At 72.2% G+C, this 13,606-nt stretch carries 14 protein-coding genes; 6 read left to right on the plus strand and 8 right to left on the minus strand.

Annotation, left to right across the window (positions count from 1 at the left end; all coding sequences use genetic code 11):
* Window positions 1–34: 34 nt before the first annotated feature.
* The 4 genes from OG892_RS03370 to OG892_RS03385 all read right to left on the minus strand — a co-directional run bounded on the left by OG892_RS03370 (window position 35) and on the right by OG892_RS03385 (window position 3,250).
* A complete protein-coding gene (locus OG892_RS03370) occupies window positions 35–1,060 on the minus strand; it encodes a FecCD family ABC transporter permease (RefSeq protein WP_371628411.1) in 1,026 nt (341 codons plus the stop codon).
* The gene (locus OG892_RS03375) at window positions 1,057–2,055 is read right to left on the minus strand and encodes an ABC transporter substrate-binding protein (RefSeq protein ID WP_328697745.1); all 999 of its coding nucleotides are present in this window, start codon (window positions 2,053–2,055) and stop codon (window positions 1,057–1,059) included. Before OG892_RS03375 ends, OG892_RS03370 begins: the two co-directional genes overlap by 4 nt.
* Window positions 2,056–2,159: 104 nt before the next feature.
* Window positions 2,160–3,014 carry a siderophore-interacting protein gene (locus OG892_RS03380; RefSeq protein WP_371628412.1) on the minus strand — a complete coding sequence of 285 codons (855 nt, stop codon included), beginning with the start codon at window positions 3,012–3,014 and terminating at the stop codon, window positions 2,160–2,162.
* Complete coding sequence (locus tag OG892_RS03385; protein ID WP_371628413.1) at window positions 3,011–3,250, minus strand: phosphopantetheine-binding protein; 240 nt, start codon at window positions 3,248–3,250, stop codon at window positions 3,011–3,013. Before OG892_RS03385 ends, OG892_RS03380 begins: the two co-directional genes overlap by 4 nt.
* 466 nt (window positions 3,251–3,716) lie before the next feature.
* Here OG892_RS03385 and OG892_RS03390 point away from each other — a divergent pair, with 466 nt between their 5' ends.
* The 4 genes from OG892_RS03390 to OG892_RS03405 are packed head-to-tail and all read left to right on the plus strand — an operon-like array spanning window position 3,717 to window position 8,122.
* On the plus strand, window positions 3,717–4,547 hold the full coding sequence (locus tag OG892_RS03390; RefSeq protein ID WP_328697742.1) for a 2,3-dihydro-2,3-dihydroxybenzoate dehydrogenase: 831 nt from the start codon (window positions 3,717–3,719) through the stop codon (window positions 4,545–4,547).
* Window positions 4,548–4,606: 59 nt separating this feature from the next.
* Complete coding sequence (gene dhbC, locus OG892_RS03395; protein WP_328697741.1) at window positions 4,607–5,812, plus strand: isochorismate synthase DhbC; 1,206 nt, start codon at window positions 4,607–4,609, stop codon at window positions 5,810–5,812.
* A complete protein-coding gene (locus tag OG892_RS03400) occupies window positions 5,809–7,434 on the plus strand; it encodes a (2,3-dihydroxybenzoyl)adenylate synthase (RefSeq protein ID WP_328697740.1) in 1,626 nt (541 codons plus the stop codon). Before dhbC ends, OG892_RS03400 begins: the two co-directional genes overlap by 4 nt.
* Before the next feature lie 55 nt (window positions 7,435–7,489).
* Window positions 7,490–8,122 (plus strand): isochorismatase family protein, encoded by a 633-nt coding sequence (locus OG892_RS03405; RefSeq protein ID WP_328697739.1) that lies wholly within the window; start codon window positions 7,490–7,492, stop codon window positions 8,120–8,122.
* Window positions 8,123–8,201: 79 nt separating this feature from the next.
* Here OG892_RS03405 and OG892_RS03410 read toward each other — a convergent pair whose 3' ends face one another.
* Complete coding sequence (locus tag OG892_RS03410; RefSeq protein ID WP_371628414.1) at window positions 8,202–9,164, minus strand: NADP-dependent oxidoreductase; 963 nt, start codon at window positions 9,162–9,164, stop codon at window positions 8,202–8,204.
* A gap of 352 nt (window positions 9,165–9,516) precedes the next feature.
* Here OG892_RS03410 and OG892_RS03415 point away from each other — a divergent pair, with 352 nt between their 5' ends.
* Window positions 9,517–10,698, plus strand: a complete 1,182-nt coding sequence (locus tag OG892_RS03415; protein WP_371628415.1) for a PP2C family protein-serine/threonine phosphatase — start codon at window positions 9,517–9,519, stop codon at window positions 10,696–10,698.
* Window positions 10,699–10,782: 84 nt separating this feature from the next.
* The gene (locus OG892_RS03420; protein ID WP_371628416.1) at window positions 10,783–10,899 is read left to right on the plus strand and encodes a 50S ribosomal protein bL37; all 117 of its coding nucleotides are present in this window, start codon (window positions 10,783–10,785) and stop codon (window positions 10,897–10,899) included.
* Window positions 10,900–10,985: 86 nt separating this feature from the next.
* Here the strand turns inward: OG892_RS03420 and OG892_RS03425 are convergent, their stop codons facing one another.
* The 3 genes from OG892_RS03425 to OG892_RS03435 form a co-directional block, all read right to left on the minus strand.
* Window positions 10,986–12,149: an oxygenase MpaB family protein gene (locus tag OG892_RS03425; protein WP_371628417.1), complete on the minus strand. Its 1,164-nt coding sequence runs from the start codon at window positions 12,147–12,149 to the stop codon at window positions 10,986–10,988.
* A gap of 69 nt (window positions 12,150–12,218) precedes the next feature.
* Window positions 12,219–13,274 carry a polyprenyl synthetase family protein gene (locus tag OG892_RS03430; RefSeq protein WP_371628418.1) on the minus strand — a complete coding sequence of 352 codons (1,056 nt, stop codon included), beginning with the start codon at window positions 13,272–13,274 and terminating at the stop codon, window positions 12,219–12,221.
* The gene (locus tag OG892_RS03435; protein ID WP_371628419.1) at window positions 13,271–13,543 is read right to left on the minus strand and encodes a polyprenyl synthetase; all 273 of its coding nucleotides are present in this window, start codon (window positions 13,541–13,543) and stop codon (window positions 13,271–13,273) included. Before OG892_RS03435 ends, OG892_RS03430 begins: the two co-directional genes overlap by 4 nt.
* Window positions 13,544–13,606: the final 63 nt, after the last annotated feature.

Raw genomic sequence — 13,606 nt, forward strand, 5'->3', positions numbered from 1 at the left:
ACCGTGCGGCGTTCGGCCCTCAGTCCGAGCGCGTTCACAGTGACCCCGCCCCGTAGCGGCGAACGGCCCAGATCAGCATGGGGCCGCCGAGGAAGGCGGTCACGATGGCCACCGGTACCTCGCCGGTGGGCAGCAGGACCCGTGCGCAGATGTCGGCGACGAGCAGCAGGATCGGGCCCAGCACCATCGTGTAGAGGATCAGCCAGGGCACCGAGCCCCCCGCCGGCCTGCGGACCAGGTGCGGCACGATCAGTCCGACGAAGAGGATGGGACCGGCCACCGCGGTGGCCGCCCCGCTGAGCACGGTGATCAGCACCAGGGCCACGGCCCGTACCCGGCCGACGCCGGCGCCGAGGGTGTGCGCCACGCTCTCGCCGAGCGTCAGGGCGTTGAGCGCCCGGCTGAGCAGCAGCGCACCGAGCAGGGACACGCCCATCGCGGTCAACGGCAGTGCCAGGGGCACCTGTTCGCGCCCGGCGAGCGAGCCGACCGACCAGAACCGGTAGCTGTCGAAGGTGTTCGGGAGCATCAGCCGCATGCCCAGCGCGACACCGCCCAGCACCGCGGTCAGGGCGACGCCGGTGAGCACCAGGCGCAGCGGTGAGCGCTGCCCGACCGCGGCGACCAGCAGCGCCGCGAGTACGGATCCGGCGATCGCGAAGCCGAGTTCGCCCGCCTGACCGGTGGCCAGGCCGAGCGCGGAGCCGACGGTGACGGCGAACCCGGCGCCCGCGGTGACCCCGAGGATGCCGGGCTCGGCCAGCGGGTTGCGGGCCAGCGTCTGGATCAGCGCGCCGGACACCGCGAGCGCGGCGCCCACCGCGACGGCCAGCAGTGCGCGCGGCGCCCGGATGTCCCGCACGATCACGTGGTCGTCGTCGGTGCCCCGGAAGTCCAGCAGGGCCCGCACGACTTCGGCGGGCGGAACGTGGCGGGCCCCGATGCCCATGCTGAGTACGGCGACCGCGGCCAGCAGCGCCAGTCCGCCGGCGAGCAGGCCGATCTGCGGCACGGCCCGCCCGGATCTCGCCGCCCGGTACGCGCGGCCCGCGACGGTCACCGGTTCAGCAGCGGAGCGAGCGACTTGTCGATCGCGTCCAGGGTCTTCATGGCTTCCCCGTAGGTCGCGGCCTCGGTGTAGCGGAACGGGAAGGCCTTCCCGGCCTTGACCGCGGGGAGGTTCTTCCAGAGCTTGGAGTCCAGGACGTACTGGACGGGCTTGGGGACGCTGCCGTCGGCGTTGACCGAGTACGTCATGACGTCGGCCTCACGGAACGCGGCCGGGAGTTCCTCGATGGATGGGTACTCGCTGACCGACTGGGAGCCCGGCCCCGACTTCTTGACCTTGCCGTAGTACTTCGCGCCGATGTCGTCCGCGATGTTGGTGCCCCACGAGCCGTCGAACTCGCGCTGGAAGGTGCCCTTGGCGGTGTCACCGTACGCGCCGACGTGGCCCAGCTTGAGCTGGGGCAGTACGTCCTTGTACCTGGCGGCCAGCGCGGCGGCCTTCTTCTCGTACGCGTTCTTCGCCACGTCGAACTGCTTGAGCGCGTCCGCGGCGTCGGACTGCTTGCGGGACAGTTCGCGCCATGCGGAGGGAACGGTCGGGCCGATCGCCACGACCGGGGCGATCGACTCCAGGCGCTTGATGTCGATGTCGCCCAGCACTGGGGCGGGGACCCCGATGATGATCAGGTCGGGCTCGGCCTCGGCCACGGCCTCGTAGTTGGTCTCGGCCGCCTGCTCGCCCGCCACCTTGGGGAGCTTCTTGTACGTGGCGAGGTCCTCCTTGGTCATCATCGGCTCGCCGCGCTGCCACGAGGAGATCCCGACCAGGGGGGCGTCCGCCTCGATCATGGCGGGCACGGCGTAGCCGGTGGCGACGACCCGCTTCGGGTGGGCCGGGATGGTGATCTTGCCGTTGTCCGCGGCGAACACCCGGGTCCCGCTCCCCTTCGAGGTATCGGAGCCCCCGTCCGATGAGGACCCGCACGCGGTCAGGAGGAGGGCCAGCGACACCGCGCCGACGAGGCCGGACGATCTGCGTATGGACATGCGAGACTCCTTGCTACTTAGGTAAGGCTTACCTTAGTTGATGATCTTTGGGCAGAGCAACCGGGCGACAGGCGTCACGCCCGCGCGGCCGGTCGGTCAGTCAGTCAGTGCTCGTCCTCGTCGAAGTCGGCCACGCCGCGCTTCCAGTAACCGGTGATGTCGTGGTCGGCCTTCGCCAGCCGCAACTCGTCTCGGACCCAGCGGCGCAGCGGCTTGATCTGGCCCGCCTCGCCCGCGACCCACACGTACGCCCGCTCCCCCTCCGGCACGGACACCCCGGTCACGGCCCGCACCAGCGCGTCGCCCGTTCCGGCCGGCAGGCCGCCGCGGTGCAGCCAGCGCACCTCGAAGCCCTCGGGCGCCGACAGTTCGATCTCCTGTGCCGCATCGGCGACTTCGATGAACGCCCAGCCCTTCGCGCTCCTCGGGAACTCCTCCAGCCGGCGCGCGATCGCGGGCAGGGCCGTGATGTCACCGGCCAGCAGATACCGGTCGTATGAGTCCGGGACGATCAGCCCGCCGGGCGGCCCCGCGAGATGCATGACGTCGCCCGGCCGGGCCGCGTGCGCCCAGTCCGAGGCGAGTCCGCCGTCGTGCGGAGCGATGTCGATGTCGATCTCCCGTGCGACCGGGTCGTAGCGGCGCACGGTGTACTCGCGCGAGACGAGTGCCGGCCGGGGCCAGCGCAGCATCGCCCCGTTCCGCTCGGGCAGTCGCAGCGTGCCGTCCGGATCCGGGAAGATCAGCTTCACATGCTCGTCGGGCGCGTGGGCCTCGAACCCCGCGGCGCCCGCCCCGCCCAGGGTCACCCGCAGCAGGCCGGTGCCGACCATGGCGGTGCGAACGACCTCGGTCGCCCGGATACCGATCGGGTAGCCCACCTTCTCCGCGTGCCGGCCCGTCCGGACCTCCTCGATCCGGTCCAGGTGACGGTGCCGGTGGTCTGTCGCGGCGCTCATGCCGTACGGCCCGTCAGCAGAGCTGTCCAGTGGGCGAGTTCGGGCTGCTCCGCGAGATCGGGGAACTCCAGGGAGGACGCCCCCGCGGCACGCCAGCGCTCGACCAGGGCCATGATCCGCATCGAGTCCAGGCCCAGGTCGACCAGATTTCCCTCGGGTGCGATCTCGGCGGGGTCGCAGTCGAGCAGTTCCGCGACATCCGCGCGGACGCGTTCGGGTGACAAGGGCTGGTTCATCGGGCGGCTCCTGCGGGACGGGCGCCGACCGCGCGGTGCGCGTCGGCGGCGATGATCGTGCGGGGCCACGTCACGGAGCGGCACGTAGGCGCGCACCCGGTCGTGGCGTTCACGGGAGAACTCGGCTGCACCGTCGGCCGTTCGGCCGGATTCACGGGCAAGCCCACCGGCCCGCGCGGCCGCTCGGGCCACTCACGCCGATGCCGGCGGAGAAGGCCCTCGCACGTCACCCTCGACGGTTCCGCGCACATGACCGCCCCCTCTCCCGCTCAAGGCCAGGCAAGGCTAACCTAACCCATTGACGCCGAACACCCGAACGCGATTCCGGCACCGAGTCCCCTTGGGTACGGCGCGCTTTTATGACTGACCGTCACTTCCGCACGCACCGGCACGCATCGACCTCCTCGCGCCGATCGGCAGAATAAGTTAGGTTACCCTTACCTAACTACCCCGTAGGAGGTTGCTCATGTTTGAGCGCATACCGGGCAGAAACGGCGAGTTCGATGGCCGTACTGTCCTGGTGACCGGTGCCGCACAAGGCATCGGGGCAGCCGTCGCGGAGCTGCTCGCCACCCTCGGCGCCCGGGTGGCCGCTACCGACCGTGCACAGGACGGCATCGACGCCCTGGCCGTGCGGTGGAATCGGCTCCAGGCCAAGAGCCCGGGGAACGAACGCTCGGCGGGCCGGCTGGAGCCTTACGCCATGGACGTCACCGACCGGCCTTCCGTGGAGCGCACCGTGGCTCGTGTCGAGCGTGAACTCGGCCCCGTGGACGTACTCGTGAACGTCGCGGGCATCCTGCGCACCGGCCCCGCCACCGAACTCCGCGCCGAGGACTGGTCGGAGACGTTCGCGGTGAACACGACCGGCGTCTTCCACGTCTCCCAGACCGTCGCAGTGCTGATGGCCGGCCGGGGCAACGGCTGTGTCATCACGGTCGGTTCCAACGCCGCCGGAATTCCTCGCACCGGCATGGCGGCCTACGCCGCGTCGAAAGCGGCGGCCGCCATGTTCACCCGATGTCTGGGCCTCGAACTCGCCCGCAGCGGCGTCCGCTGCAACGTCGTCGCACCCGGGTCCACCGACACCGCCATGCAACGCGCCCTGTGGACCGACTCCGGCGCGGAGCAGCGGGTCATCGACGGGGACCCGGCCACCTACCGGACCGGCATACCACTCGGCCGGATCGCCGCCCCCGAGGACATCGCCGACGCCGTCGCGTTCCTCGCCTCGGACCGCGCCCGCCACATCACCCTGCAGGAGCTGTACGTGGACGGCGGCGCGACCCTGCGCTGAACCGCGCCAAGCCCGTACGAACCCCCCACCACTGACGGAACATCGAGAATGGAGTCCCTGTGCCGACGGCATCCCAGGTCGCCACGCACGTACCCCCGGCCGATCCGGCCCACCCGGCCGTAGGCGCGGCCACCTCGCTGCTGGACGGCTACCGGCACGGTGACCGTTTCCTCGCCACCCCCGGCCGCACCCTGCTCGCATCCGGTGCGACGCGCCCCGTGCCGCACGACAGACGGCCGCTCGACGAGCGGGTGACCGCGACCCTCGCCGAGGCCCGTGCGGCCGGGCAGGAATCACCGGTGGTCATCGGCGCCGTCCCCTTCGACCACGAGTCACCGGCCGCCCTCGGCGTGCCGGCGGAGCTGCGGATCGCGCCGCCGCTCGCCTCCGACCCGCTGATCGCCCTGCCCGTCGGCGTCTCCGGCTCCGCGGACTGGCGGATACGCCCGGTGCCGGCACCCGAGGTCTACGGGGCGGGCGTCGCCGCCGCGGTGGAGCGCATGTGGCGCGGGGAATTCAGCAAGGTGGTGCTCGCCCGCACCCTCGAACTCACCTCCTCCGCACCGCTGGACCTGCCCGCGATGCTCCAGCGGCTGGCCCGCCGCGACCCGGTCGGCTACACCTTCGCGCTGCCCACCGGCAAGGACCGCACCCTCATCGGCGCCAGTCCCGAACTGCTGGTCTCCCGGCACGGACAGCAGGTCGTCGCCAACCCGCTCGCCGGGTCCACCCCCCGCAGCAGCGACCTGGCCGAGGACGTCCGCCGCGCCGCCACCCTGCTGGAGTCCGTGAAGGACCTGCACGAACACGCCGTCGTCGTGGACGCCGTCCACCAGGCCCTCGCCCCGCACTGCGCCGAGCTGACCGTCCCGGCCCGGCCGACCCTGATCCGCACCGCCACCATGTGGCACCTGTCCACCACTGTGACCGGCACGCTCTCCTCCCCCGACACCTCGGCCCTCTCCCTCGCCTGCGCCCTGCACCCGACACCCGCGGTGTGCGGCACACCCACCGCGACGGCCCGTCAGGTCATTGCGGAGACGGAGCCGTTCGACCGCGGATTCTTCACCGGGGTGGTGGGCTGGGGCGACACCGGCGGCGATGGCGAGTGGGTCGTCACGATCCGGTGCGCCGAGGCCGAGGAGCGCACGCTGCGCCTCTACGCGGGCGCCGGCATCGTGGCCGCGTCCGAGCCGGAGGCGGAGACCGCCGAGACGGCGGCCAAGTTCCGTACCTTCCTCAGCGCTGTGGGGGCCGAGCTGTGAGCCCGCACGACGCACCCACCTGGCCGGCCGATTTCGCCGAGCGGTACCGGCGGGCCGGCTGGTGGCGCGGAGAGACGTTCGGCTCCATGCTCCGGGAGCGCGCGGACGCGCACCCGGACCGGATCGCCGTGGTCGATCCGGTCGCCGGAAAGCGCTGGAGCTACGGGGAACTGGACCGGCGCGCCGACCGGCTGGCCGCGGGACTCCTCGCCCGCGACATCACCAAGGGCGACCGGGTGGTGGTGCAACTGCCCAATATCGCGGAGTTCTTCGAGGTCGTCTTCGCTCTGTTCCGGATCGGCGCACTGCCCGTCTTCGCCCTGCCGGCCCACCGCGAGACGGAGATCTCGTACTTCTGTGAGTTCACCGAGGCGGTCGCGTACGTCATCCCGGCCGAGCACGAGGGCTACGACTACCGCCGGCTGGCGGCGAAGGCCCGTGCCGGAGCCGGGACGCTGCGGCACGTGTTCGTCGCGGCCGGCGACCCCGGCGAGTTCGAGGCGCTGGCCGACGTCGCGGAGAATCCGGTCGGCTACGGCGCCCCGCGCCCGGACGACCTGGCCTTCCTCCAGCTCTCCGGCGGCAGCACCGGCGTACCGAAGCTGATTCCGCGCACCCACGACGACTACATCTACTCGCTGCGCGGCTCCAACGAGATCTGCGGCGTCGATGAGACGAGCGTCTACCTCTGCGCGCTGCCCGCGGCCCACAACTTCCCGCTGTCCTCGCCCGGTTCGCTCGGCACTCTCTACGCCGGCGGGTGCGTGGTGCTGTGCCCCCGGCCCTCCCCCGAGGCCGCCTTCCCACTGATCGAACGGGAGAAGGTCACCATCACCGGTCTGGTCCCTCCGCTCGCCCTGCTGTGGACCCGGGCGGCCACCAACACCCCGCACGACCTCAGCAGCCTGGCCGTCCTGCTGGTGGGTGGCGCCAAGTTCAGCGAGGAGGCGGCACGGCGGGTCCGCCCGGCGCTCGGCTGCACCCTGCAGCAGGTCTTCGGGATGGCCGAGGGCCTGGTCAACTACACCCGGCTGGACGACCCGGTCGAGACGATCGTCACCACACAGGGGCGGCCCATCTCGCCGGACGACGAGATCCTGGTCGTGGACGACGAGGACCGCGAGGTCGCCCCGGGCGAGACCGGTCACCTGCTGACGCGGGGGCCCTACACGATCCGCGGCTACTGGCGGGCGCCCGGGCACAACGCCCGCTCGTTCACCGAGGACGGCTTCTACCGCACGGGCGACGTGGTCCGCGTCACCGGGAGCGGGCACCTCGTCGTCGAGGGACGCGCCAAGGACCAGATCAACCGGGGCGGTGAGAAGATCGCCGCCGAGGAGGTGGAGAACCACCTCCTCGCCCACCCGTCGGTGCACGACGCCAATGTGGTGGCCGAGCCCGACCCGTATCTGGGCGAACGCGTCTGCGCGTACGTGATCCTCCACCCCGGCGAGGGCCCGGTGAAGCCGGTGGACATCAAACGGTTCGTACGGGAACGGGGCCTGGCCGCGTACAAGGTGCCGGACCGCGTCGAGTTCGTGGAGACGTTCCCGCAGACCGGCGTCGGGAAGATCTCCAAGAAGGACCTGCGGACCGCCGCGGCCGCCGCCCCGGCCGTCTGACCCCCTGCCCGACGCCCGGCTGCCCTCCCCCGACACCTGAACGGAACCCAGCACCATGGCCCTGCCCGCCATCGCCCCCTACCCCATGCCGCGCGCAGAGGAGCTGCCCGCCAACCGGGTCGAGTGGACCGTCGATCCCGCGCGTGCGGTACTCCTCGTCCACGATCTGCAGAACTACTTCCTGTCGGCCTACGACCGCCGGTCCGCACCGGTTCCCGAACTGCTCTCGCATGTGGCCCAGTTGAGGAAGCAGGCGAAGCGGATCGGCGTACCGGTGCTGTACACCGCGCAGCCCGGCGGGCAGAGCCCCGACGAGCGCGGCCTTCAGCAGGACTTCTGGGGTCCTGGCCTGCCCGGCGACCCGCACGCCGCCGCCATCGCGGACGACATCGCACCCGACGAGGACGACGCGGTGCTCACCAAGTGGAAGTACAGCGGCTTCGTGCGCACCGACCTGCTGGAGCGGCTGCGCGAACAGGGCCGGGACCAGATCGTCATCACCGGCGTCTACGCCCACATCGGCGTCCTGATGACCGCGTGCGACGCCTGGATGCAGGACGTCCAGGCCTTCGTGGTGGCCGACGCGGTGGCCGACTTCTCCGCCGAGGACCACGCGATGGCACTGCGCTGGGCGGCCGGGAAGTGTGCCGTCGTCACCCGCACCCGAGCCGTGTTCGAAGGGGCCTGACCGCGCGGCCGCGAGTTCCCGGGCGGCCGCGTGCCGGCGTCGTCGGGCTGCCCGGCGACGCCGGCCGGTCAGGGGTGCGTCACTCGGCCCCGGGCGCCGGGCCGTCGACCAGCAGCACGAGCTTTCCGCGCGCGTGGCCGCGCTCCCCGGCCCGGTGCGCCTCCGCGACCTCGGTGAGCGGGAAGGTCTCCGCGACCGGGAGTGCGAAGCGCCCGGACTCGATCAGCTCGCCGATCCCGCCGAGCGCGTGCAGCGCGCGTCCGGCGTCCCCGCTGCTGAAGCGCACCCCGTGCTCCCGCGCGCCCACGAAGTCCGCGAGCGTCACCACGTTCCCGGCGCCGCCCGCCAGCTCGATCAGCTCGGGCAGGACACCGCTGCCGGCCACGTCGAGCGCGAGATCGACGCCGTCCGGCGCGAGCGCCCGGACCCGCTCTGCAAGGCCCTCGCCGTAGGCGACCGGCTCGGCCCCCAGCGAGCGGAGGTACGCGTGGTTGGCCGGACTGGCGGTGCCGATCACGCGTGCGCCGCGCACCACGGCGAGCTGTACCGCGGCGCTGCCGACGCTTCCGGACGCGCCGCTGATGAGCAGCGTGCCGCCGTCCCCGGGTTCGCGGCCTCGTCCTGCACCCGCGGTCCCCTCCCCCACACCGAGCTGGTCGAGCGCACGCGTGGCCGTCTCGACCGCGGCCGGCAGCGCGGCGGCAGCGGCGAAGCCGAGCGACGGCGGGACCGGCGCGCAGGAGGACAGCACCGCCAGCTCCGCCTGGGCCACCCCGTCGGTGGAGAAGCCGAACACGCGGTCACCGACGGCCACGTCCGCGACGCCCGCACCGAGCTCGTCGACGATGCCCGCCGCCTCGTAGCCCATGGTCTGCGGGAGCTCCTGATCCATCAGCCCCTGGCGCTTCTTCCAGTCGCTGGCGTTGATCCCGGCCGCGCGCACGGCGATCCGGACCTGTCCGGGACCCGGATGCGGATCGGGGAGATCCACGATCTCCAGGACCTCCGGGCCTCCGAACCGGCTGAAACGGACTGCCTTCATCGTGCGCTCCGATCTCGACTCAGGTCTCGCGGCTGCCGCCCGTACGGCGGCATCCAGGTCTCGTCCACCGCATCGGGCTGTCAGAACCGCCCTGGTCAGGACTGCCCCGGTCGGTGACGGCCGGACTCCGCGAGAACAACCGCCAAGGTACGCGACCGGTCGAGGCGGACCGGCACGCGCCCAGATGACTCTCCCGGGCGCCCGGGAGAGCGGCGCACCCGCTCCTCCGAACAGCGGCGCCGCGTGTGCGGCCCGGGGGATGTCCCACCAGAATCGTGGACGCGGCGCATCGCCCGCGTCCGCGGGCTGTGCGGGACGCGGGCCGTCCCGGATCGCGGCGAAGGGAGCTGACGTGTGGACCTCCGAGGCCGCTGACGGTCTGCTGGGCGAGTTCCTCGCCGATCCGGCCAACTCGACGCTGGACCTGGCCACCGCCGCGGTGCGCTGCTCGGAGGCGCTGGGGCTGCGGCAGTCCGTGATCTATCTCGCCGACCTCCAGCAGCGCCTGCTGGTCCCGTTGACCCTCAGCACCTCGCAGCTCCCCATCGACGATTCCCTGGCGGGCTGGGCCTACCGGACGCAATCCCTGCGGGTCGAGGACTCAGGCGACGGGGAACTGATCGCCTGGCTGCCGCTGCTGGACGGGGCGGAACGGCTCGGGGTCGTCGCCGTGCACTCTCCCGGCCTGGACCCGGTCACCCTGCGCCGCGCCCACACGCTGGCCTCGCTGCTCGCCATGATGATCACTTCGAAGCGCTCCTACAAGGACAGCTTCGTGCGGCGCACCCGGACCGAACCGATGCAGCTGCCGGCCGAGATGCTGCGGGCGTTCCTGCCGCCCCGGACCATCGGCACGGCATCGGTCGTCTCGACCGCGGTGCTGGAGCCCGCCTACGAGATCGGCGGGGACGCGTTCGACCACGCGCTGACCGAGACGACCCTGCACGCCGCGATCCTCGATTCCATGGGGCACAATCTCGCCTCCGGTCTCACCACGGCCGTCTCCCTCGCCACCTGCCGCAACGCGCGCCGTACCGGTGCCGACCTGCCGCAACTCGTCGAGAGCGTCGATACGGCACTGGCCACCTGGCTGCCCGACCAGTTCTGTACCGGCGTGCTGCTCCAGCTGGACCTGGCCGGCGGGGTGCTGCGGTGGAGCAACTGCGGACACCCCGCCCCGCTGCTGATCCGGGGGCAGACACTGGTGCCGGGCGCGATGGAACGCGAACCGGAACCACCGATGGGCCTGCTGTCCACGTTGAGCCCTGCCGCTCCCCAGGTGCACCGCATCTCGCTGGAGCCCGGGGACCGCGTACTGATGTACACCGACGGGGCGACGGAGTCCCGCATGCGCAACGGCACCGAGTTCGGCCTGGAGCGCTTCGTCGACTACGTCGTGCGGGCCACGGCGGCCGGTGAGCTGGCACCGGAGACACTGCGCCGGCTCATCCACGCGATCCTGGACTCCGGCAGCACGGGGCTGCGGGACGATGCGACGATCCTCATGTTCGAGTGGCGGCCGCCCCTCTCCTGACCGGCCGGCCCGCCGAGGACACACCGGATGTTTGGCACCGTTTCTGTGGGTAGGGGCACAGCGATCGCAGCGGACCGCATTCCGTTGGATACTGAGGCAGAACGGCAGATCAAGGAGATATCCATGTCCTCGAAGCGACGCCGCAAGAAGAAGGCCCGCCGCAAGAACAGCGCGAACCACGGCAGACGTCCGCAGACCTGAGAGCGGGCCGACGCTCCGGGGGTGGCACGAGCCACCCCCGGAGGCGTATCCCGGCCCGCGCGGACCCGCCGCCCCGGGCACAGCGCTCAGCCACTGACCGTGGCGGCCGGCGGCGTCCAGCGGCGGGTGCGGGGCACCGTGCTGGAGACGCCGTACTCCTTCTTGAGCTGTTCCGGGATGGCGTAGTGCATGACGCGTCCGCGGGTGAGGGAGGACAGCTCGAAGACCGAGGTGAGGTGGCCGAGCCGGTCCAGCGCCCAGGCACCCAGCGGGGAGCGGTCCTCGATGGTCTCCAGTACGCCGAGCAGGTGGGGCAGGGTCCTGACGACGGCGCTCCACCGCGTGCGCGGAACCGCGAGCCAGTCGGCGCAGGTGTCTCCGACGAGGTAGCGGATGAGAGCGGAGACGACCGGATCGAGAAGGGTTCCGGGCACCACCTCCTCGTAGAGGTCGATGAGCTGCCCGGTCAGCAGCACACCCTCCGGCGAGGGCCCCATGTGCCGGACCATGTACAGGTCGAGGTACGCGCGGGCCTCGTCGAGCGTCTTGGGGACGGCCTCCTGGTCGACGCCGAGCATGGCGCCGACGACCCGCCAGGCGTAGTAGTAGGCCTCCGCGCCCTCCACCGACATGTGGATCCCCAGGCGGTGCAGGCTGTCCAGCACGAGCAGCGAGAAGAACAGCTGCCCGCCGATCATGTCCTCCTGGCAGATCGGCGTTCCGAGCGCGTCGGTGTCCCACCGGCCCTCGCGTGCGAGGTGGTGGCGGACGGACGCGTGCAGGAGGCGGACCTTCTGGGCCGCCGGGATGAACCGGCTGCCGGCCTCGAAGGCGTCGGGCCGCATCAGGTAGACGGTGAACTGCCCGGTCTCCGCCATCCGTTTGGAGGGGTACTTCAGCCCGTGCGCGGCCGACAACAGCTTCGCCACGTGCGGGACGACGTAGCAGGCGGGCATGGAGGCGAAGGACAGCGCGGTGGAGATGTGCACGTTGTTGTCGATGAAGAACAGCCGGGCCCGCTCCATCTCCTCCCAGTCCACCCAGGCCGGCGGGGTCCGGGTCGCCTCCAGGTACTCGCGTGCGACGTCCGGCAGCCCCTCCGGCAGGGGAGCACCCGCGGTGGAGACGTACCGCATCAAGGTGTTGAACGTGCCCACCTCCCCGCGTGCGAAGAGGGTGGCGACGGTGGCGTCGGCCAGTTCGTCGCCGCCCCGGCGCAGGGCGTCCATCGAGGCCTCGGTGTAGGTCATCACAGGGTTCCTGCTTTCCACGGAATCGTCCGGGCGGCACAGCCTTGGGAGCCGCCCCGGTTACCGGCGTCAGGCCGTGCGGAGCGCCGCGGAGTGCGTCAGTTCGGTCAGGGCCGCGACGGCGTGCGCCGGCGCGTCCAGGTCGCTCAGCGCGTCGAGCGCCTCCTCGACCCGCGCCTCGATCATGTCCTCGATGCGGGCGGGCGCTCCGAGCCGGCGCATCACCTCGCGGACCGCCTCCAGCTCCTCGCCGCTCAGTCCGCGTCGGCCCATGAGGGCGCGCAGCCGCTTCCGCTCGTCGGCGGCGGCGAGGCGCCAGGTCTCCGCCAGCAGGGCCGTGGGGCGGTGTCCCCGCACATCGTCGGCGCCCGCCTTGCCGGTCAGCGCCGGGTCGCCGAACAGGCCGAGCAGGTCGTCCCGCAGCTGGAACGCCTCGCCCAGCGGCAGCCCGTACGCGCGGTAGCCCTCGCACAGCCTCGTCCCGGCCCCGGCCAGGGCCCCGCCGATGAGCAGGGGCTGCTCGACGGTGTACTTGGCGGTCTTGTAGCGGATGACCTTCAGCGACGCGGCGGTGTCCGGACCGGTTCCGGTGCGCAGGATCTCCAGGCACTCCCCCGCGATCAGTTCGCGGGCCATCACCGACCACAACGGGCGGGCCCGGGACAGGTAGGCCGCCGGCAGACCGCTCGTGGTGAAGAGCTCCCCGGCCAGCGCCATCAGCAGGTCCCCGACCAGCATCGCCAGTGACCTGGCCGAGGCGTCGGCGCGCGGACGACGGCCCATGGCACCGCGCAGGGCGATGTGCGCGGTGGGCCGCCCGTGTCTCAGCGGGCTGTCGTCGATGAGGTCGTCGTGCACGACGGCGGCGGCGTGCACCAGTTCCATGGAGGCCGCCGCCCGCACCAGTGCGTCACTGTCCGGCTGCCCCGCCGCACGCCAGCCCCAGTAGCAGAACGCCGCCCGCAGCCGCTTGCCGTCCGCGACCGCCGCCTCCAGTTGCCCGGCGACCGGGCCCAGCAGCGGGTCGATCGCCGCGAACCGGTCGGCCTCCTCGGCGACGAAGCGGTGCAGTGTCCCGTCGACGCGGGCCTTGAACGCGGCGGGATCCCACCGGCCGGACGTCATCGCCCGGCCTGCCGGTCCAGAGCGCGCCGGGCCAGGATCTCCAGGTGGGCCGGCGGGGCGGCCCCGTACCGGTCAAGGACCAGACGCCCGCGCGCCGTGAGCTCGCGCTCGGCGTCCGCGGCCAGCTCCGCGCCGTCGGAGCGGCGCAGCAGCCCCCGTACCGCCCCCAGGGCCGTACCCAGCGTGCTCACGGCCAGATCGGCCAGCCCCGCCGCCAGCAGCACCGCCTGTCCGTCCGGGCCGCCCCACCTGTCCTCTTGCCGCGTCATCCCGTGTTCCCCCACCCAGCGCGCATCCAGGCGGCACCGGTCGCGCGCCGTCCCTGCGAGCAT

Source organism: Streptomyces sp. NBC_00341 (assembly GCF_041435055.1).
Lineage (GTDB): Bacteria > Actinomycetota > Actinomycetes > Streptomycetales > Streptomycetaceae > Streptomyces.